Source organism: Faecalibacterium prausnitzii, assembly GCF_019967995.1.
Lineage (GTDB): Bacteria > Bacillota > Clostridia > Oscillospirales > Ruminococcaceae > Faecalibacterium > Faecalibacterium prausnitzii_E.
The window spans coordinates 2,120,770-2,142,046 of sequence record NZ_CP065377.1 but is presented as its reverse complement, the minus strand read 5'-3'; the positions used below and the strand labels follow the sequence as shown (position 1 = coordinate 2,142,046).

Annotated in this window: 18 protein-coding genes; all 18 read left to right on the top strand. The window is 63.3% G+C overall.

Annotation, left to right across the window (positions count from 1 at the left end; all coding sequences use genetic code 11):
• The first annotated feature begins 428 nt into the window (after window positions 1–428).
• Entirely contained in the window at window positions 429–980 is a 552-nt protein-coding gene (infC, locus tag I5P96_RS10545; protein WP_081027701.1) for a translation initiation factor IF-3, read from the top strand.
• 18 nt (window positions 981–998) lie between these two features.
• Window positions 999–1,202, top strand: a complete 204-nt coding sequence (gene rpmI / locus I5P96_RS10540) for a 50S ribosomal protein L35 (RefSeq protein WP_005928215.1) — start codon at window positions 999–1,001, stop codon at window positions 1,200–1,202.
• 57 nt (window positions 1,203–1,259) lie between these two features.
• Window positions 1,260–1,610, top strand: coding sequence for a 50S ribosomal protein L20 (rplT, locus tag I5P96_RS10535; RefSeq protein ID WP_097792734.1), 351 nt, complete (start codon window positions 1,260–1,262; stop codon window positions 1,608–1,610).
• Window positions 1,611–1,689: 79 nt separating this feature from the next.
• A complete protein-coding gene (locus tag I5P96_RS10530; RefSeq protein ID WP_223381999.1) occupies window positions 1,690–2,472 on the top strand; it encodes a TrmH family RNA methyltransferase in 783 nt (260 codons plus the stop codon).
• Window positions 2,469–3,623, top strand: coding sequence for a DNA-processing protein DprA (dprA, locus tag I5P96_RS10525; protein WP_223381997.1), 1,155 nt, complete (start codon window positions 2,469–2,471; stop codon window positions 3,621–3,623). The genes I5P96_RS10530 and dprA overlap by 4 nt, the downstream gene beginning before the upstream one ends.
• A gap of 128 nt (window positions 3,624–3,751) precedes the next feature.
• On the top strand, window positions 3,752–5,836 hold the full coding sequence (gene topA, locus I5P96_RS10520; RefSeq protein ID WP_223381996.1) for a type I DNA topoisomerase: 2,085 nt from the start codon (window positions 3,752–3,754) through the stop codon (window positions 5,834–5,836).
• A 122-nt stretch (window positions 5,837–5,958) separates the two neighbouring features.
• Window positions 5,959–7,335, top strand: a complete 1,377-nt coding sequence (gene trmFO, locus I5P96_RS10515) for a methylenetetrahydrofolate--tRNA-(uracil(54)-C(5))-methyltransferase (FADH(2)-oxidizing) TrmFO (protein WP_223381995.1) — start codon at window positions 5,959–5,961, stop codon at window positions 7,333–7,335.
• Window positions 7,336–7,500: 165 nt separating this feature from the next.
• Window positions 7,501–8,511, top strand: a complete 1,011-nt coding sequence (gene plsX, locus I5P96_RS10510; protein ID WP_097792729.1) for a phosphate acyltransferase PlsX — start codon at window positions 7,501–7,503, stop codon at window positions 8,509–8,511.
• A gap of 89 nt (window positions 8,512–8,600) precedes the next feature.
• Window positions 8,601–9,275, top strand: coding sequence for a ribonuclease III (rnc, locus tag I5P96_RS10505; RefSeq protein ID WP_097792728.1), 675 nt, complete (start codon window positions 8,601–8,603; stop codon window positions 9,273–9,275).
• 4 nt (window positions 9,276–9,279) lie between these two features.
• A complete protein-coding gene (smc, locus tag I5P96_RS10500; protein WP_223381994.1) occupies window positions 9,280–12,837 on the top strand; it encodes a chromosome segregation protein SMC in 3,558 nt (1,185 codons plus the stop codon).
• Between the two features lie 228 nt (window positions 12,838–13,065).
• Window positions 13,066–14,007, top strand: a complete 942-nt coding sequence (gene ftsY, locus I5P96_RS10495) for a signal recognition particle-docking protein FtsY (RefSeq protein WP_097792726.1) — start codon at window positions 13,066–13,068, stop codon at window positions 14,005–14,007.
• 12 nt (window positions 14,008–14,019) lie between these two features.
• On the top strand, window positions 14,020–14,658 hold the full coding sequence (rdgB, locus tag I5P96_RS10490; RefSeq protein ID WP_223381993.1) for an RdgB/HAM1 family non-canonical purine NTP pyrophosphatase: 639 nt from the start codon (window positions 14,020–14,022) through the stop codon (window positions 14,656–14,658).
• Window positions 14,659–14,717: 59 nt separating this feature from the next.
• Window positions 14,718–15,014, top strand: a complete 297-nt coding sequence (locus I5P96_RS10485; RefSeq protein ID WP_005932885.1) for a YhbY family RNA-binding protein — start codon at window positions 14,718–14,720, stop codon at window positions 15,012–15,014.
• On the top strand, window positions 15,011–15,709 hold the full coding sequence (nadD, locus tag I5P96_RS10480; RefSeq protein WP_223381992.1) for a nicotinate (nicotinamide) nucleotide adenylyltransferase: 699 nt from the start codon (window positions 15,011–15,013) through the stop codon (window positions 15,707–15,709). Before I5P96_RS10485 ends, nadD begins: the two co-directional genes overlap by 4 nt.
• Entirely contained in the window at window positions 15,651–16,250 is a 600-nt protein-coding gene (yqeK, locus tag I5P96_RS10475; RefSeq protein ID WP_223381991.1) for a bis(5'-nucleosyl)-tetraphosphatase (symmetrical) YqeK, read from the top strand. Before nadD ends, yqeK begins: the two co-directional genes overlap by 59 nt.
• 103 nt (window positions 16,251–16,353) lie before the next feature.
• Window positions 16,354–17,829, top strand: a complete 1,476-nt coding sequence (locus tag I5P96_RS10470) for an LCP family protein (protein WP_223381990.1) — start codon at window positions 16,354–16,356, stop codon at window positions 17,827–17,829.
• A 26-nt stretch (window positions 17,830–17,855) separates the two neighbouring features.
• Window positions 17,856–18,236: a ribosome silencing factor gene (gene rsfS, locus I5P96_RS10465; protein WP_097792721.1), complete on the top strand. Its 381-nt coding sequence runs from the start codon at window positions 17,856–17,858 to the stop codon at window positions 18,234–18,236.
• Between the two features lie 248 nt (window positions 18,237–18,484).
• Window positions 18,485–21,034, top strand: a complete 2,550-nt coding sequence (gene leuS, locus I5P96_RS10460) for a leucine--tRNA ligase (protein WP_223381989.1) — start codon at window positions 18,485–18,487, stop codon at window positions 21,032–21,034.
• Window positions 21,035–21,277 lie beyond the last annotated feature (243 nt).

Sequence of the window (21,277 nt, the reverse complement as noted above, 5' to 3'; positions counted from 1 at the left end):
CCGCTGCCGAGATTCACGGTTGCTGGCCCAGCATCCCTGTTAGAGCGCAGTCCCGCAACTGCTGCCAAGGAGAACAGGGCCCGGCGCCTTGCGCCCGATTGGGCCTATGCGGATAGCAGGGCTTGCCCGGCCTGCCAAGGGCTCCCCTATCAGGGGAGCTGTCTGCGAAGCAGACTGAGAGGTTGGGATAATTTTCTGCAAAATCACATAAAAATGCTTGACAGGCTCTGCCGTGTGTGGTAAACTGTTCCGGTAAAGAAAGCAGCTACGGCCTGGCCGCGCTCGCCTTGTGAGGGACAACATCCTCCGGGCTATACGAAAAACCGGTTCGTTTTGTGCGAACTGCGCTTTTGAGTGAATTTTGCGCGGCTGTCCTGAAACATGGGCGGCCGCGTTTTCTATGCCAAATATTGCAACACTATGGATTATTGTTTGGAGGTGCATTCATTATCGCTACCGCTGGAAAGTCGAAGGAACTGGAGATCAACGGCCAGATCCGTGATCGTGAAGTTCGCCTGATCGGAGCAGACGGCGAGCAGAAGGGCGTTGTCACCATTCAGGTGGCCATGCGCGCTGCTGAGGAGGCCGGCCTCGATCTGGTCAAGATCGCACCGCAGGCTGTACCGCCTGTGTGCAAGGTGCTGGACTACGGCAAATACCGTTTTGAACAGCAGAAGAAGGAGAAGGAAGCCAAGAAGAACCAGAAGGTGGTCGAAGTCAAGGAGACCCGCCTCTCGCTCAACATTGACACCAACGACTTCAACACCAAAGTGAACCAGACCGCCAAGTTCCTGGCAGCCGGCCACAAGGTGAAGGCTTCGATCCGCTTCCGCGGCCGTGAGATGGCGCACAGCGCTCTGGGTGCTGACGTGCTGAAACGCTTTGCCGAGACTCTGCCCCAGGCAAGCATGGATAAGCCGCCGGTGCTTGAGGGCCGCACGATGTCCATTCTGCTGATCCCGAAACCCAATAAGGACTAATTTTAGGAGGAAACTAAAATGGCTAAGATGAAACTGAAGACGCACTCCGGCGCTAAGAAGCGCTTTAAGCTGACCAAGAACGGCAAGATCAAGCGCGGCCACGCATTCCGCAGCCACATCCTGACCAAGAAGACCACCAAGCTGACCCGTGGTTATCGTCAGCCCAGCTACGTTGATAAGACCAACGCAGCTACCATCAAGAGCATGCTGCCCTACGCCTGAGTAAGCGAGCCGCACGCACAACCAAGACATTGACAGAAACTAAAGGAGATATATAAAATGGCACGTATTAAGGGCGCTACGATGACTCACAAACGTCGCAAGAAGATGCTGAAGCTGGCAAAGGGCTTCTACGGCTGCAAGAGCAAGCACTTCAAGATGGCCAAGCAGCAGGTCATGAAGAGCGGCAACTACGCTCTGGCTGGCCGCCGCATGAAGAAGCGTCAGTTCCGCAACCTGTGGATCACCCGCATCAACAATGCGGTCCGTCCTCTGGGCATGAACTACTCTACCTTCATGGCTGGCCTGAAGAAGGCAGGCATCGAGCTGAACCGCAAGATGCTGAGCGAGATGGCCATCAACGATCCTCAGAGCTTTGCAGCTCTGGTCGAGACCGTCAAGAACGCCTAATAGAACTTGACAAAGACGCCCGCGCGTATGATTACGCGGGCGTCCTTTTTGTATCTTTCTGGATTCGGGAGGAGCCTGCATGGACGAAAAAATCACCAGCCGGGACAACGCGAAGATCAAATACGCCTGCCGCCTTTCTTCCAGTGCGGCCTTCCGCCGCAGCGAGGGGCGTTTTCTGGCCGAGGGGCGCAAGCTCTGCCCGGAGCTCTGCCGCGGGGCTGAGCTGGAAACGCTGTTCTACACCGGGGCCGCTGCCGAAAAATGCCCGGAGCTGCTCACGCTGCCCGGCGAACATTATCTGGTGGAGGACCATGTGGCGGACAAGCTCGCCGATGTGGGCACCCATCAGGGAGTGTTCGGCGTGTTCCGCACTCCGGTGCATACACTGAATGAAGTGCGCACCGGCGGGCGATATCTGGCGCTGGAGCGGGTGCAGGACCCCGGCAATGTGGGCACCCTGCTGCGCTCGGCGGCGGCATTCGGCTTTGATGCCGTCCTCCTGAGTGATGGCTGTGCGTCTCCGTTTGCCCCCAAGACCCTGCGGGCCTCCATGGGCGCGGCGGTGCGGGTGCCGGTCATTGAGGCCGGTGCCCTGCCGGAGGCCATCGCAGCCCTGCGGGAAAAGGGCATCACCTGCCTCGCGGCGGCGCTGTACCAGTCCCAGCCGCTGAGCGCGGCGGCGTCCCGCTATCCGGGCGGCGTCTGCGTCGTCATCGGCAGCGAGGGCCAGGGCCTGACCGATGCGGCCATCGCCGCCTGCGACGGCACCGTCCGCATCCCGATGACCGACCGGGTCGAGAGCCTGAATGCGGGCATCGCGGGCAGCATCCTGCTGTGGCATTTCCGGGAGGAGAGCCTGTGAGCGGGCCGGACCCTGCCTGGGGTCAGACCAGCTTCTTCCCGCCCGAACCGGCCCCCGACCCGCTGCTCTGCTGGCTCTGGCTGGCCGGGACGCTGGGCGTGGGCAGCAGCCACAACGGCAGCGTTCTGGATGCGTTTGGCGGGGCGCAGGAGGCGTGGGAGCAGCGGGGGAGCGATGCGTTCCGCTGCGCGGCAGGGCCGGGGGCAGCGCAGCGGGCGCTCCTGCCCGACCACACGCCGGAGCATTACCGCGCCTTTGCGCGGCGGTGTGCGGCCCGGAATATCCGCATCCTGACCTATGAAGACCCGGACTATCCGCTGGCGCTGACCCGCATCCCGGATATGCCGCTGGTGCTCTACTGCACCGGGGACCCGGCCTGGCTCAACCAGCCCGGCACCGTGGGGATGGTGGGCAGCCGCAAGCCCACCGAGTACGGCCTGCAGGCCGCAGAGGACATCGGGCGGGGGCTGGCCAGAGCCGGTGCCATCGTGGTGAGCGGCCTGGCCGACGGCCTCGACAGCGCCGGGCACCGTGCCGCCGTGCGGGAAGACCGCCCCACCATCGGGGTGCTGGGCGTCCCGATCGACAAGACCTATCCCGCCACCAACCGGGAACTGCGCCGGAAGATCGAGGCCAACGGCTGCGTTATCAGCGAGTATCCGCCGGAGAGCGCAGCCATTGGCCGTGTGGGCTTTTTGCAGCGCAACCGGCTCATTGCGGCGCTGTCGATGGCGCTGGTGGTGGTGGAAGCCCAGGAAAAAAGCGGCACCATGTCCACGGTGGGCCATGCGGAGCGGTATGGCAAGCCGGTGTTTGCGGTGCCGGGCAGCATCTATTCGCCCAACTCCGCAGGCACCAACGGCCTGCTGCGGGAAGGGCGGGCAAAGGCCGTCTGCAAGGCGGAAGATCTGTTTGAGACGCTCCACCTGACCCCGGCTGCGCTTCGCCCGGCGGTGCCCCGCCCGGCACCTGCCGCGATGAGCGAGACCGAGCGGAAGGTGCTGGCCTGCATCGGGGCCAAAGCGAAGGGCGTGGAGGAACTGGGCCTGCAAAGCGGCCTGCCCACCGCGCTGCTGCTGGGCACGCTCATGAAACTGGAGCTGACCGGCCGGGTGGCCTGCCTGCCGGGCAAACGGTATATTCTGCGCTAGGTGCGCACATGTTAAGTTGAGCATTCAAACCTCTCAGTCATCGCTGCGCGGTGCCGGGCGCCCCGGAGCGGGGAGCCTTTGGCAGGCCGGGCAGCAGATGGCAAGGTTTTTTATATAGGAGAGAAACTATGTCAAAACTGGTGATCGTGGAGTCGCCTGCAAAGGCGAAAACCATCGGCAAATATCTGGGCAGCGACTACGAGGTGACGGCCAGCATGGGCCACATCCGCGACCTGCCCGCCTCCCAGCTGGGCATTGATGTCGAACACGGCTATACGCCGCAGTACATCAGCATCAAGGGCAAGGAAAAGCTCATCAAGGAGCTCAAGAGCAAGGCCAAGCACTCCGACGGCGTCCTTCTCGCGACCGACCCGGACCGTGAGGGCGAAGCCATCAGCTGGCATCTGGCCAATATCCTGGGTCTGGACCCCCATGAGCCCAACCGCGTGACCTTCGACGAGATCACGAAAAAGGGCGTGCAGGAGGGCATGGCCCACCCCCGCGCCATCGACGAAGACCTGTTCAATGCCCAGCAGGCCCGCCGTGTGCTGGACCGTCTGGTGGGCTATAAGCTCAGCCCGTTCCTCTGGCGGAAGGTCCGCCGGGGCCTGTCGGCCGGCCGTGTCCAGAGCGTGGCCGTCCGCCTCATCGACGACCGCGAAAAGGAGATCGAGGGCTTCAAGCCCGAAGAATACTGGAACGTGGATGCCACCCTCGGCGTGGGGCACAAGAGCTTCACGGCCCGCCTGGCCTCCGACGACAAGGGCAAAAAGCTGCTGCCGCACACCGAGGCCGAGGCCCGCGCCATCGAAAAGGGGCTGGAAGGGGCCGAGTACACGGTGGGTGAGCTGAAAAAAGGCAAGCGCGCCAAGCAGCCCACCCCGGCGTTCATCACCAGTACCTTGCAGCAGGAGGCGTCCCGCCGCCTGGGCTTTACGGCCACCCGCACCATGCGCGCGGCCCAGACGCTGTACGAAGGCGTGGATATCGCGGGCCACGGCACCATGGGTCTGATCACCTATATGCGTACCGACAGCCTGCGCATCTCCGACGAAGCGGTAAACGCAGCCAAGGAGTATATTGCGGGCGCTTACGGCGAATCGTATATCTGCCCCTATAAGCGCACCTGGAAGACCAAGAGCGCGACCGCTGCGCAAGACGCCCACGAAGCCATCCGTCCCTCGGTGCCGTGCCTGACGCCCGACGAGGTGGACAAGAGCATCAGCGGCGACACCGCCAAGCTCTACCGGATGATCTGGAGCCGCTTCATGGCCAGCCAGATGGCCGACTGCCAGCAGGACACCGTGTCCGTGACCGTGTATGCGGGCGGCTACCGATTCAAGGCCAGCGGCTACACCGTCACCTTTGATGGCTTCACCGCCCTGTATGAGGAGGCCACGGACGAGAAGGAAAAGAAGGAGACCAGCCTGCCCCCGCTGGAGCAGGGCCAGGTGCTCAAGCTGCGGGAGCTGAAGAGCGAACAGAAGTTCACCCAGCCCCCCGCCCGCTACACCGAAGCCACCCTCATCAAGGCGCTGGAAGAAAACGGCATCGGCCGCCCCTCCACCTATGCGCCCATCATCACCACCATCATCGACCGCGGCTATGTGGAGCGCGACCAGAAAAAGCTCAAGCCGACCCTGCTGGGCCGCGCCGTGGACGGCCTGATGCTGGAGCAGTTCCCCCACATCGTGGATGTGGACTTCTCCGCCGAGATGGAAAAGAACCTCGACAAGGTCGAGAGCGGCAAGGCCGACTGGCACAAGACCGTGGACGACTTCTATCAGGGCTTTGCAGCCAGCCTCGAACAGGCGGAAAAGAACATGGAAGGCAAGAAGGTCAAGGTGCCGGACGAGCCGTCCAGCGAGGTCTGCGACCTGTGCGGCCGCCCCATGGTCATCAAGGTGGGCAAGTACGGCAAGTTCCTGGCCTGCAGCGGCTTCCCGGAGTGCCGGGGCACCAAGCGCCTGGTCAAGGACACCGGCGGCATCTGCCCCAAGTGCGGCAAGGGCCGTATGCTGGAGCGCAAGAGCGCCAAGGGCCGCATCTACTACGGCTGCGAGCGCTACCCCGACTGCGATTTCATGACCTGGGATACCCCCGTCCCCACCAAGTGCGAAAAGTGCGGCTCCACCCTCTTCCGCAAGGGCTCCAAGCTCTACTGCGCCAAGGAGGGCTGCGGGTTCGAGATGCCGGTGCCGAAGAAGGAGTAAGACCCGCTCAGGCCGCTTCGCGTCCAGCTCTTCCAAAGGGCGGGCTTTTTCAGCGAGTACGATAAAGTTTTCCTCTTTGCCAAAAGGCAATGACGGAGAGTGCTTGATGAAAGGAAACATCAATGAGTCGATATCATGTAACAGTTTTAGGTGCCGGTCTGGCGGGCTGCGAGGCGGCGCTCTGGCTGGCGGGCAAGGGCGTGGACGTCACGCTCTATGAGCAGAAGCCTACCCACTTTTCCCCGGCCCACAAGAGCGAAGGTTTTGCAGAGTTGATCTGCTCCAACAGCCTGAAAGCTGAGCGGCTGGATTCCGCTTCCGGCCTGCTGAAAGAGGAGATGCGCCGGATGGGCAGCCAGCTGCTGTCTGCCGCCGAGGAGGCCCGCGTGGCCGCCGGCGGCGCGTTGGCTGTGGACCGCGACGCCTTCAGCGCTGCCGTCACCCGCCGGGTGGAGCAGTGCCCGAACATCACCGTCCGGCGGGAGCGGGTGGAGCAGATCGACGAGAGCGCTCCCATCCTGGTGGCCACCGGCCCGCTGACCGACGGTGCGCTGGCCGACGAGATCGGCCGCCTGACCGGCGACGAGCGGCTGCATTTCTACGATGCTGTGGCCCCCATCGTCACGGCCGAAAGCCTGGACTACGACCGGGTCTTCGCCGCGTCCCGCTACGACCGGGGCGAGGCGGATTACCTGAACTGTCCGTTCAACAAGGCCGAGTACGAGGCATTCCATGCAGCGCTGGCGTCTGCCGAGCGCGCCCCGCTCCACGATTTTGACGCCGGTGCCGAGCAGGGAGCCGCGCCCGACCCGGATGCCCACGGCAAAAAGGCCGACACCGTCACGGTCTATGAGGGCTGTATGCCCATCGAGATCATGGCGGCCCGCGGTGCCGACACCATGCGGTTCGGCCCGCTGCGCCCGGTGGGTCTGGTGGACCCCAACACCGGCCACCGCCCCTGGGCGAACGTCCAGCTCCGCGCCGAGAACAAGGAGCGGACGCTGTACAACATCGTCGGCTTCCAGACGAATCTGAAGTGGGGCGAGCAGAAGCGGGTGTTCCGCATGATCCCCGGCCTCGAAAACGCCGAGTTCGTGCGGTACGGCGTCATGCACCGGAACACCTTCCTCGATGCGCCCCGTGTGCTGAACGCGGGCCTTTTCCTGAACGAGCACCCCAACGTCTTCTTTGCGGGCCAGATCACCGGCTTTGAGGGCTATATGGAAAGCGCTGCCTGTGGTCTGCTGGCGGCCCGCAGCCTGTATGCCCGCCTGACCGGCAGGCAGCTGCCCCCGCCCCCGGCGGACACCATGTGCGGTGCGCTGCTCCAGTATCTGACCACCGAGAACAAGCACTTCCAGCCGATGGGCGCGAATATGGGCATCCTGCCCCCGCTGCCCGCCGAGACCCGCCCGCGCGACAAGCGCCTGCGCTACATGGCTGTGGCCGAACGTGCCGTGGCCAGCTTCCAGCAGTGGCTGGACGAAACGTCTCTGTAAGAAAGAACCTCTCAGTCTGCTTCGCAGACAGCTCCCCTGATAGGGGAGCCTCTGGCGAAAAGAAAAACTTTTGCGAAATGCCAAGGCCTCCTCTGTTAGGAGAGGTGGCATCGCGCAGCGATGACGGAGAGGCTGAACATCCCAGAAACAGAAGGGAGAACTACTATGAAGATCATCGTGGACATGATGGGCGGCGACAACGCCCCGCTGGCTGTGCTGGAAGGCGCAGCCGCAGCTGTCAAGGAGTATGGCGTCTCGCTCATCGGCGTGGGCAATGAGGAGCTGGTCCGCAAGACCGCCGCAGAGCACAATATCCCGCTGGACGGCATCGAGCTGGTGAACTGCACCGAGACCATCGAGATGTGCGATGAGCCTGCCCGTGCCATCCGCAGCAAGAAGGATTCCTCCATCGTCGTGGGCCTGAACCTGCTCAAGGAGGGCCGGGGCGACGCCTTTGTCTCTGCCGGCAGCACCGGCGCACTGCATGTGGGCGCCAGCCTCATCGTCCGCACCCTGAAGGGTGTCAAGCGTCCGGCGCTGGCCACCATGGTGCCCGCCAAAAAGCAGGCCTACCTGCTGCTGGACTGCGGCGCGAACGTTGAGTGCCGCCCTGAAATGCTGGCCGCATTCGCCGTCATGGGCAGCTGCTACGTGAACAGGGTCGAGGGCCGCACCTCGCCCAGCGTGGCGCTGGCGAACAACGGCGCAGAGGAGTCGAAGGGCACTCCGATGCTCAGAGAGGCCCACCAGCTGCTCAAGACCACCCCCGGCATCCGTTTCGTGGGCAACATCGAGCCTCGCGACGTGCCGAATGGTGAGGTGGATGTCGTGGTCTGCGACGGCTTCACCGGCAACGTCATTCTCAAGCTGACCGAGGGCGTGGCCAAAATGCTGCTGGGGATGCTCAAGGAGATGTTCCTCCGGAACCTTGGCGGCAAGGTGGCCTATCTGCTGCTCAAGAGCGGCGTGTCCGACCTCAAGCACCAGATGGACAGCGAGGAGTACGGCGGCGCACCCTTCCTGGGGGCAAGGCAGCCGGTCATCAAGGCCCACGGCTCCTCCAAGGCCAAGGGCATCAAGAACGCCATCCGTCAGGCGAAGATCTGCGTGGAGAACGACCTGTGCGGCACCATGCAGAAGGCGCTGGATGACCTGAACGCCCCGGCTGCGGAATAAAAACGGTTTTGAGGATTATAGAACGGCATTGCGTCTGACCTGCGGAAGACCGCATCCGGCCGCAATGACATAAGGGAGATAGAGCATCTATGAGTCATCCACTCGAAACGATCATTGGCTACAAATTCAAGAACCCCAGGCTGCTGGAAACGGCGCTCACCCACACCAGCTACGCCAACGAGAGCCGTGCCCCGGTGCAGCACAATGAGCGACTGGAATTTCTGGGCGACAGTGTGCTGCAGATCGTGTCGGCTGATTACCTGTTCCACGCCTACGCCGACCGCCCGGAGGGCGATCTGACCCGCATCCGCTCCAGCCTCGTCAGCGAGGGGGCGCTGTTCCAGTTCGCACAGGAGATCAACCTGGGCGACTATCTGCGCCTGGGCCGCGGCGAGGAGCGCTGCGGCGGCCGCACCCGCCCCAGCGTCGTGTCCGATGCGTTCGAAGCCGTCATCGCGGCGCTGTATCTGGACGGCGGCATGGAGGTGGCCCGCAATTTCATCCTGCCCTTCATCACCGAGGGCAAACATGCCGAGGCCGACTACAAGACCCGTTTGCAGGAGATCGTCCAGCAGAACCCGGAGGAAAAGCTCAGCTACGTGGTCGAGCAGGAGTCCGGCCCCGACCACGACAAACATTTCGTGGTGGCCGTGCGCTTCAACTCCGACAAGGTGGCCCGCGGCGAGGGCCGCAGCAAAAAAGTGGCAGAGCAGCATGCCGCCCGTGAGGCGCTCAAGCTGCTGGGAGTCATAAAGGAAAAGTAAGCGGATGGTATTTAAGGAACTGGAGATCCAGGGCTTCAAGAGCTTTCCCGATAAAGTCAAGATCACCTTTGGCGAGGGCGTCACCGGCGTCGTCGGGCCAAACGGCTCCGGCAAGTCGAATCTGTCGGACGCGGTGCGGTGGGTGCTGGGTGAGACCAGCGCCCGCCAGCTGCGCGCGGCGGGCAAGATGGAGGATGTCATCTTCGGCGGCACCCGCCGCCGGGGGGCCATGGGCTTTGCTCAGGTGCGCCTGACGCTGGACAACAGCGCCCACACGCTGGATCTGGACGCCGACGAAGCTGTCATCGGCCGCAGGTATTACCGCTCCGGCGAGAGCGAGTACAGCATCAACGGCCAGGTCTGCCGGTTGAAGGATGTCTATGAGCTGCTGCTGGACACCGGCATTGGGCGGGACGGCTATTCGGTCATCGGGCAGGGCCGCATCGCCGAGATCGTGGCTGCCAAGAGCACCGAGCGCCGGGAGATCTTTGAGGAAGCCTGCGGCATCGCCAAGTACCGCTACCGCAAAAACGAGGCCGAACGCCGTCTGGCGGCAGCCGCAGAAAATCTGGAGCGCCTGCGGGACATCCTGGGCGAGCTGGAAGCCCGCGTCGGACCGCTGGAAAAAGAGAGCGCCAGGGCCGAGACCTTTCTTGCCCTGAGCGCGCAGCGCAAGACGCTGGAAGTCACGCTCTGGACCGACGGCGTCCACCGCGCCAGAGAGGCCGTCCGCCGCCAGGTGCGGGATCACGAGACGGCCCAGGCCGACTATGAACGCTTCGATCGGCAGGTCAAAGCCGCTGAGAGCGAGGCTGAGGAGATCCGGATGCAGGCACAACAGCTGACCATTGCGGTCGAGCGCCTGAATGGGGATATCCGCAGCATCACCGAGCAGATCAGCGGCAGCGAGAGCCGGATCGCCGTGCTGGAAAATGACATCGCCCGCAACGAGGAGAGCGCCGAAGAACTGCGGGCCGAGCTTGCCGCCGGTCAGCAGGACAGCACCGAAGCAGCCGCCGCATTGGAGCGCCACCGCGCAGTGGCCGCCTCCATGGAAGCCGCCGGGCAGCAGCTGGCCGCAGAACTGGCGGCACTGAACGAAGCACTGGACCGCCTGACCCACGACAACGACCGCAGCGGGGCACGGAAGGACAGCCTGCGGACGGAGATCACGGCGCTGACGGCCCGGCGCACCGAAGCACAGGTGGCCAGAGCCGCCGCCGAGGCCGCTGCTGAAACGGCGAAGAGCCGCCTGCCTGCGCTGGAAGAAGCCGCCGGGGCGCTGACGGCCCAGCGGGACGACGCCAAGCAGGACCTTGCGGATACCGTGAAGTACCGCGCGATGCTGGCGGAGAACGAAACACAGCTGGCCAATGTCCGCGCGGGCCTGGAACTGAAGCACAAGGCCCGCCGCGCCGCGCTGGATGCCGCCGACGACGACGAGCAGAAGCTCAGCCGTGCACTGGATGCGGCCCGCCAGCGGCTCTCGGTGCTGCGGGAGCTGGAAAAGAACATGGACGGCTACCAGAACTCCGTCAAGACCGTTATGCGGGCCGCATCGGCCCGGCGGCTGCGGGGCATCATCGGGCCGGTGTCCTCCATCCTGCGCGTGGAACCGGGCCGGGAAGTCGCCATCGAGACCGCACTGGGCGGTGCCTTGCAGAACATCGTGGTGGAGAACGAAGCCGCTGCCAAGGCGGGCATCGCCCTGCTGCGCAGCGAGAACGCGGGCCGCGCCACCTTCCTGCCGCTGGATACCGTCCAGCCCGGCGTGTTCCGGGGGCGGCTGACCGGTTCGGCCCGGCTGGCTTCCAGCCTGGTGCAGGCCGATGCACGGTATGCCAATATCGTTTCCAATCTGCTGGGCCGGATCGTGGTGGTGGACGACATCAACGAGGCTTCCCGCGTGGCGCGGGACCTCGGCTACCACAATAAGGTCGTCACGCTGGACGGTCAGGTCGTCAACGCGGGCGGCAGCTTCACGGGCGGCAGCGTCCAGCGCAGTGCGGGTCTGTTCACCCGCAAACAGGAGCTGGAAGAGCTGCGGGTGAAGGCTGCAAAGCTGCAAAAGGACTGCCTTGCCGCGCAGGAGAAGACCGACCAGTGCAAGGCGCAGATGGATGCCGTTTCCGCCGAGCTGACCGCCGCGAACAGCGAACAGATCACGGCTGCGAACGACCGGGTCCGGGCCGAAGCAGAGCAGAAGCGGCTGGAAGCCGCCGTGGAGCAGGCCGAAACGGCCCTCGCTGCCCGCCGGAAGGAGATCGACACCCTCAACGCCCAGCGGACCGAAAGCCGCACCAGAGCGGCCGAGGCCGAGGGGCAGGAGGCGGAGTGCGCTGCGGCCCTTGCGGAAAAGTCGGCGGAACTCCAGCGCATCGCCAAGGGCGACGATGCCTTCCTGACCCGCCAGCGGGAGCTGGCCGACCAGCTCAGCGCCAAGCGGCTGGAGCAGATCACCCGCCAGAAGGACGCCGAGCTGGCGCAGGCGCAGATCGCCGCGCTGGAACAGCGCACCAGAGACGCCGCTGCCCGCAAAGCATCGCTGGAAGAGAGCCTGACTGCGCTGGCCGATCGCAGCGCGGTCTGCCGGGCGGAGATCGAAGCCATCCGGAAGGCCAAGAGCGAGAGCGCAGAGCAGATCGCTGCGAAGGAAGCAGAGATCCGCCGGGCCACCGAGGAGCGCCTGACCCGCCAGAAGGCTGAGACCGAAGCGCTGGCCAGGGCTCGCACCGCCGCCGATGAGCGGGAGGAGATGAGCCGGGAGATGGCCCGTCTGGCCGAGCGGAAAGCGGCAGCGGAGAGCGAGTACGATGCCACCGCCGCCAAGCTCTGGGATGAATACCAGCTGACCGTCTCGCAGGCCGAAGCGCTCTGTGTGGACTTCGACAGCCTGACTGCCCTGCGGGCGCAGGCGGCCGAGGTGCGGAACAAGATCCGTGCGCTGGGCAGCGTGAACGTCCGCGCCATTGAGGAATACCGGGAAGTCAAGGCCCGGTACGACACCCTGCGGGTGCAGGTGGCGGATGTGGAGGGCAGCCGGAACGAGCTGAGCCGGATGATCTCGCAGCTGTCGAGCCAGATGCGGGAGATCTTCACCGACAGCTTCCGCGCCATCAACGAAAACTTTGGCCGCATCTTTGCCGAGCTGTTCGGCGGCGGCGAAGCCAGCCTGGTGCTGGAAGATGAATCGGACGTGCTGGGCTGCGGCATTGGCATCCGGGTCGCACCGCCGGGCAAGGTCATCAAGAATCTGGAAGCCCTTTCGGGCGGCGAGCAGGCACTGGTGGCCATCAGCATCTATTTTGCGATCCTGGCCGTCAACCCCGCGCCCTTCTGCATCCTCGATGAGATCGAAGCCGCGCTGGACGACGCCAACGTCAGCCGCTTTGCACAGTACCTCCGCCGCGTGAGCGACCGGACGCAGTTCATCGTCATCACCCACCGCCGGGGCACCATGGAGGCCGCAAATGTCCTCTACGGTGTCACCATGCAGGAGGATGGCGTGTCAAAGCTGCTCAAACTTGACCTCGAACAGGTTGACGCGACACTGGTTTCGTAGGTATAATAAAAAGAGGGAACTCTCAGTAAAAGGGAAAAACCTCTCAGTCATCGCTTCGCGATGCCAGCTCCCCTGATAGGGGAGCCACTGGCGAAGAGGCGAAGTCTGCGGAATGCCAAGGCCTCTCCTACCAGGAGAGGTGTCACCGAAGGTGACGGAGAGGTTGTACGAAGGAACCCCTGCCCTTGGAAGAGGCCGCACGGAGTAAAACGTAGGAGAAAAGCCGATATGGGACTTTTTGGATTTGGTAAAAAAGAAAAAGACAAGATGAAAGACGGCCTCGAAAAGACCCGCACGGGCTTTTGGGGCAATATCCTGAACACACTCACCGGCAGCAAGATCGACGATGACCTTTACGATGAGCTGGAAGAACAGCTCATCCTGGCCGATGTCGGCGGCGAAGTGGCCATCAAACTGGTGGACAAGCTCCGCGACCGCGTGAACGAAAAGGGCCTGAAGACCGGTGAGCAGGCGGCGGACGAGCTGCGCGAGCTCATCGCGGACGAGATGCGCCCTGAAGCAGAGATGCAGCTGGACGGCCACCCCGCCGTCATCCTGGTCATCGGCGTCAACGGCGTGGGCAAGACCACGAGCATCGCAAAGCTGGCCGACTATTACACCCGTCAGGGCCGCAGGGTCATGCTGGCCGCAGGCGACACCTTCCGTGCCGCCGCCAGCGAGCAGCTGGAGATCTGGGCCGACCGCGCCGGGGTCCCGCTGGTCAAGGCCGGTGAGGGAGCCGACCCCGCCGCCGTCATTTTTGACACGGTGAAGTCTGCCACCGCCCGCGGCTATGACATGGTCATTGCCGACACCGCCGGGCGCCTGCACAACAAGGCGAACCTGATGGGCGAGCTGGCCAAGATCAGCCGCAGCGTCAAAAAAGCGGCCCCAGATGCCAGCCTGGAGACCCTGCTGGTGCTGGATGCCATCACGGGCCAGAACGCCATCAGCCAGGCCAAAGAGTTCTGCAAGGCGGCCAGCGCCACCGGCATCATCCTGACCAAGCTCGACGGCACCGCCAAGGGCGGCTGCGTCGTGGCGGTCAAGCAGCGGCTCGGCCTGCCGGTGCGGTTCATCGGCGTGGGCGAGGGCATCGACGACCTCATTCCCTTCACCCCGGAAGGCTTTGTGGAGGAGCTCATCCCCCGCACCGGCTGGAAGCACTGAGGAGGTACACTCATGAAAATTTGTGCAGCGACCGGCAACGCCGGAAAGCTCCGCGAACTGCGGCGCATCCTCGAAGCCCAGGGCCACGAAGTGGTCAGCCAGAAAGAGCTGGGCATCACCATCGAGCCGGACGAGACCGGCACCACCTTTGCAGAAAATGCCCTCATCAAGGCCGAGACCATCTGCAAGGCCAGCGGCCTGCCCACCATCGCCGATGACTCCGGCCTGTGCGTGGATGCACTGAACGGTGCCCCCGGCGTCTACAGCGCCCGCTACTGCGGCCGCCACGGCGACGACGAGGCCAACAACGATAAACTGCTGGAAGCGATGAAGGACATCCCGGCGGGGCAGCGCGGCGCAAAGTTCGTGGCGGCGGTCTGCTTCATCCTGCCCGATGGCCGGCACCTGACCTGCGTGGGCGAGTGCCCCGGCAGCGTGGCATTTGCGCGGCTGGCAGGGGACTACGGCTTCGGCTACGACCCGCTGTTCATCCCCACCGACTGCGGCGTGGGCAAAACGGGCAGACGCCCCAACACCGAGGGCCGCAGCTATGCGCAGCTGACCCCCGACGAAAAGGACGCCATCAGCCACCGCGGCAACGCGCTGGCCGAGATGGAACAGAAACTGCCGGGATTTCTGGCAGAACGATGAACCAATGATTCTGTACGGAGAAGACCGTATCAACATCAAGATCGAAGGAGAAACTAACTATGCTGACGAGCAAACAGCGCGCGATCCTGCGCGGCAAGGCAAACACCATGGACCCCGTTTTCATTGTGGGCAAGGGCGAGATCGACGAGACCATGATCCAGGGCGTGAAGGACTGCCTCGACGCCCGCGAACTCATTAAGCTGAAGGTGCTGGAAAGCAGCATGTACAATGCCCGCGAGGCTTCCGTCAAGCTGGCCGAGGCCACCGGCGCAGACTGCGTGCAGGTCATCGGCTCCAAGTTCGTGCTCTATCTGCAAAAGAAGAAGGACAGCGCCTACGCTGACCTGCTGAAATGAAAGTCCTGCTGTACGGCGGCAGCTTCGACCCGCCCCACAACGGCCACCTGAACAATCTGCGGGCGGCGGCGGCGCGGGTCCGGCCGGACCGGATCGTGGTCATGCCCGCCGGCTCGTCTCCGTTCAAGCGGGGAACGAGCGCTTCCGGTGCGCTGCGGCTGGAGATGTGCGGCTGTTTTTCCGCGCTGGCGGAGGAAGGCGGCTTCCCGGCTCTGACCGTGAGCGGCTGGGAGGTGCAGCAGGCTGCGCAGGGGAGACGGAACTACACCGTCCTCACGCTGGAGATGCTGGCGGCAGGATCCCCCGGCGCAGAGCTTTATCTCGCCATCGGCAGCGATATGCTGCTGAGCTTTGACGGCTGGTATCGCTGGCAGGACATCCTCAGACTGGCCCGCCTCGTGGTCACGAGCCGGAATGTCGGCGACGACCCGCTCCTCCACGAAAAGGCAAAGCAGCTGGACGCCACCGGGGCCCGCATCCTGTTCGCGCCGGTGGAAGCGCTCCCCATGGCGAGCAGCGCCCTGCGCGCCCGCCTTGCCGCCGGGGAACGCTGTGAAAACGAACTCCCGCCCCTGGTGCGCCGTGTCATCCAGCGCGAGGGGCTGTACCGGGAAACAAAAGGAGACGAAGATCGGAATGACTCTGAAACAGGCAAAAGAGCTTGTGCGCAGCCGCCTGAGCGATCAGCGCTATGAGCACACTCTGAACGTGAAGAAAATGGCCGTCAAGCTGGCGAAGCGCTATGGGGCCGACGAAGAGCAGGCCGCGCTGGCGGCGCTGCTGCACGACGCGGCCAAGGAGATCTCCAAGGACGAGATGCGGGCCATCATGCGGGCGTACCCCAAATACGCTGAGGGCGGCGAAGCGCGCCCGACCCCGGTGTGGCACGGTATCTGTGCCGCCATTCTGGCCCGCACCGAGTGGGGCGTGGAGGATGAGGCCGTCCTCTCGGCCATTGCCTGCCACACGGCGGGCAAGCCGGGCATGAGCAGGCTGGATAAGATCCTCTATCTGGCCGATATGACCAGCGCCGAGCGGGACTGGTCGGGCGTGGACAAGCTGCGCAGGCTGGAACGGAACGATCTGGATGCGGCCATGCTGGTGGCCCTCAAGCAGACGAACGACTTCGTGCTGTCTCAGGGCAAGCCGCTCGACCCCATGTCCAAGGCCGCGTACGAGGACATTCAGGCGCAGGTGGAGGCCCGCGCCAGAACGGCTTGCGGTTCGTCCGACTGACCGGAAATGAAAACCGATTGCAGATTGTGGGGAAGGATGCTATACTAAAAGGTATCATGAATGTGAACCGACCCCGAATGAAAAAGCTGGAGGAAATCTAGGAATGAGTCAAGCTCCGCGCCGCATCAACACCCAACGCTCGCTGAACCGCCCGACGGAACAGCGGCCGACGGAGGCTCCTGCCTCCCGCCCGGCTCCGCTGCAGGGCCAGCCGGATTTCTTCGAAGAGCCGTCTGTGCCGCATCCGGAGCAGAGGCCCCGTCCGGCTGCCCCGGCGCATCCGGCCCCGGCAGCAGGCACCGGTGGAAACGGCGGCAGAACCCCGCCGCCCCGCCGGGGCGGTGCCCATGCGGCCCCCAGTGAGCCGCCCCGCCGCCGCAGCGCCAAGCCCAGAAAGAAGAAAAAAAGAGCCCCCATGTGGCTCCCGCTGGCCGTGACGCTGGCGGTGCTGGCCGTCATTTCGGGCGTCGTGGTCTATGCGGCCGGCATGATAAACCGGGTGGAGGAGAACCTGAAGCCGGAGGAGAACGCTGCTTCGCTGGTGGAGGAGATCCAGACGCTGGAGGAGTACAAGGGCGACGTGGTCAACATCCTCGTCTGCGGCATCGACTACGAGGACGGCCGCGGATATTCTTCCGATGGCACCAACGACGGCATGACGGATATGATCCTGTACTGCCAGTTCGACATCAAGGGCGGTGCACTCCGGATGCTGCAGATCCCCCGCAACAGTCTGGTGGCGACCAAAAGCCGGAAGATCACCCTCTCCAACGGCAAGACCTATTCCGCCTCGAACTACCAGATCAACTCGGTGGCTCTCTCCAACGGCGGCAATGTGGCGGCTCTGGCAGAGGTCATCTACGACCAGTACAAGCTCCCCATCGACTACTATGTCACCATCGACATGCAGGCGCTGGTGGAAATGGTGGATAACTTCGGCGGCATCGAGGTCTATATCCCCCACGACATGTCCTTTGCAGGCAGTGCCCTGAAGCAGGGCTACCGCAATCTGGACGGCGCATCGGCCGAGTTCTTCGTCCGCTGCCGCCACGGCAAGGGCTACTCCAACTCCGATATCGACCGCCTGAACATGCAGCGCTATTTCTATGCCGGCCTGTTCAAGCGGGTGCGCAGCATGGGCGTGACCGACGTCATCAACCAGCTGCCCCTGATCTTCAACAATTATATCCACACCGACATGGACCTGACCACTATCGCCAAGATGCTGGTCTCCTTTACCCGGATCGACAGCGCCAACATCATGCTGGCCCAGACGCCGGTGTTCATGGGCGTACCCAATGTCGGCAAGACCGACAGCTTTGACGGCTACTCCTGCGTGGTGCCGGATGCCGGTTCCATCGCAGAGCTGCTCAACACCTACTTCCGCAATTATACCGGCCCCGTCAGCGCCGAGGAGCTCAACCTTGTGACCAACGACTGGCCCCACGGCACGGCTTCCACCAGCGCCAACGTCCAGTTCGTGGGCCAGCTCGACAAAGAGTCGGATGATGCCATCCTCAGCGGCGACACCGACGTGGCGGGTGCCACCACGACCGACGGCCAGGCGGCCGGGCAGTAACGCAAACAACAGATAGGAGAAATCAGATGGAGAACAACATCGACAGCAAGTCTCTTGCCATTGAGATCGCAAAGATCCTGGATCAGAAAAAGGCACAGGACGTCCGGGTGCTCAAGGTCGAGAGCCTGACCGTCCTCACCGACTACTTTGTCATCGCCTCCGGCACCTCCACCACGCAGGTGGGGTCGCTGGCCGACGAGGTGGAGTTCGCGCTCTCCCAGAAGGGCATCGAGCCCATCAGCACCGAGGGCTTCGACTCCAAGAACTGGGTCCTGCTGGACTACTCGAACGTCATCGTGCATGTGTTTGTGCCCAACACCCGCACCTATTACGATCTGGAGCACCTGTGGGCCGACGGCGAGCCCATCGACATCTCGGAGTATCTGACGCCGGATCACAGCCTGTAAGGGAACATATCCCGGCCCGATGTTTTTTCGGATGCCCTCTCCGTCTCGCATCCGCTCACCAGCCCCCCGGCAGGGGAACCTCTGGCGAAAACGGAAACGTTGCAAGGACTGCCAAGGCCTCTCCTACAAGGAGAGGTGGCATTGCGAAGCAATGACGGAGAGGTTGTATCGAGAAACACCGGACAATGACCGGGATTGTCATAAAAGAATCTTTGGTAGTGAAGAAAAGTCTGGAGCTGATTACAACAATGAAGTATGATTACAAGGCCGTTGAGGCCAAGTGGCAGAAGGTGTGGGAGGACGAAAAGACCTTCCACGCCGAGATCGACCACAGCAAGCCCAAGTTCTACGCCCTCGTCGAGTTCCCGTATCCTTCGGGTGCGGGCCTGCATGTGGGCCACCCCCGCAGCTATACGGCACTGGACGTGGTGAGCCGGAAGCGCCGCCAGAACGGCTACAACGTGCTCTACCCGATGGGCTGGGATGCCTTTGGCCTGCCCACCGAGAACTTCGCCATGAAGAACCACATCCACCCGGCCATCGTCACCAAGAAGAACGTGGATCACTTCCGTGAGCAGCTCAAGGCTCTGGGCTTCTCCTTCGACTGGGACCGCGAGATCAACACCACCGACCCCGAATACTATAAGTGGACCCAGTGGATCTTCTTGCAGCTGTACAAGCACGGCCTGGCCTATAAGAAGGAAATGAACGTCAACTGGTGCACCGGCTGCAAGTGCGTTCTGGCCAACGAGGAAGTGGTCAACGGCGTGTGCGAGCGCTGCGGCAGCGAGGTCGTCCACCGCGTCAAGAGCCAGTGGATGCTGAAGATCACGGCCTATGCCGACAAGCTCATCGACGGTCTGGACGGGCTGGATTACATCGAGCGCGTCGCCACCCAGCAGAAGAACTGGATCGGCCGCAGCCACGGCGCAGAGGTCAACTTCGGCACCACCGCAGGCGATACCCTGACTGTTTACACCACCCGCTGCGATACCCTGTTCGGTGCTACCTACATGGTCGTCTCTCCGGAGCATGCCATGGTCAAGCAGTGGCTGGACAACGGCACCATTCAGAATGCAGAGGCCGTCAAGGCATATCAGGCCGAAGCTGCCCGCAAGAGCGACTTTGAGCGCAGCGAGCTGAATAAGGAGAAGACTGGCGTGAAGCTGGAGGGCGTCATGGGCATCAACCCCGTGAACGACAAGGAGATCCCCATCTTCATCTCCGACTACGTTCTGGCCACCTACGGCACCGGTGCCATCATGGCCGTGCCTGCCCACGATACCCGCGACTGGGAGTTCGCAAAGAAGTTCGGTCTGCCCATCCTTGAAGTCGTCAAGGGCAATACCCCGTCGAATCTGGACGAGGCCGCCTTTACCGATGTGGCCACCGGCACCCTCGTCAACTCCGGCTTCCTGGACGGCCTGTCCGTCGCCGACGCCAAGAAAAAGATGGTCGAGTGGCTGGAGAGCAGCGGCAAGGGCAAGGATAAGGTCAACTACAAGCTGCGCGACTGGGTGTTCAGCCGTCAGCGCTACTGGGGCGAACCCATCCCCATGGTCAAGTGCGAGAAGTGCGGCTGGCAGCCCCTGCCCGAAAGCAGCCTGCCCCTGACGCTGCCCGACATCACCGACTTTGAGCCGGGCCCCGACGGCGAGTCCCCGCTGGCCCGCCACACCGACTGGGTCAAGACCACCTGCCCCTGCTGCGGCGGCCCCGCGACCCGCGAGACCGACACCATGCCCCAGTGGGCCGGTTCCTCCTGGTACTTCCTGCGCTACATGGACCCGCACTGCAAGGACGCCCTCGCTTCCAAGGAGGCGCTGGAGTACTGGTCCCCGGTCGACTGGTACAACGGCGGCATGGAGCATACCACCCTGCATCTGCTGTACAGCCGGTTCTGGCATAAGTTCCTGTACGACATCGGCGTCGTGCCCTCTCCGGAACCCTACCAGAAGCGCACCGCCCACGGCATGATCCTGGGCCTGAACCCCCACAGCTTCGTCAACCTGCCTGCGGAGGAGCAGGAAAAGCTGCTGAAGGAATACGGCAGCCAGAAGGCCGCGGAAAAGGCGCTGGAAGAGAAATACGGCGAGATGGCCCGCCACCCCATCGTCAAGATGTCCAAGAGCCTGGGCAACGTCATCAACCCGGACGAGGTCGTGGATACCTACGGTGCCGACACCATGCGTCTGTATGAGATGTTCATGGGCGACTTCGAGCAGGCAGCTCCCTGGCAGACCTCTGCCATTGCAGGCTGCAACCGCTTCCTGGACCGCGTGTGGGCACTGTCCGACAAGCTGGTCGAGGGTGAGGGCTATCGCCCGCAGGTCGAGACCCTGATGCACCAGACCATCAAGAAGGTCGGCGCGGACATCGAGGGTCTGAAGATGAACACCGCCATTGCACAGCTGATGACGCTGGTCAACACCCTGTACGACAACGGCGGTGCCACCAAGGCCGAGTATGAGACCGTCGTTCAGCTGCTGAATCCGTTTGCTCCCCACATGACCGAGGAGCTGTGGGAGAAGCTGGGCCACAGCCACGACGAGCAGCTGGCCTATTACCCCTGGCCCCAGTACGAGGAGGCCAAGTGCGTGGAGGCCATGGTCGAGATCGCAGTGCAGGTCAACGGCAAGGTCAAGGCCCGCCTGAAGGTCGCAGCCGACATCACCAGCGAGGACGCCATTGCAGCCGCAAAGGCTGAGCCTGCTGTGGCCGAAGCTCTGGCCGGCAAGACCATCGCCAAGGAGATCTACGTCAAGGGCCGTCTGGTCAACCTGGCCGTCAAGGGCTGATAACCTCTCAGTCTCGCTTGCGCTCGACAGCTCTCCTAATAGGAGAGCCTCTGGCGTATACATCAAGCTGTGCCCGGCTGCCAAGGCCTCCCCTCCGCAGGGGAGGTGGCAGTGCGAAGCACTGACGGAGAGGTTTTCGAAAAAACTTTCAAAAAAAGGTTGACGAACGCATGAAAATGCGCTATACTGTCTACTGTTAGTTACCATGTAACAACGAAATTCCTGCCTCACGGTCCAAGGGAG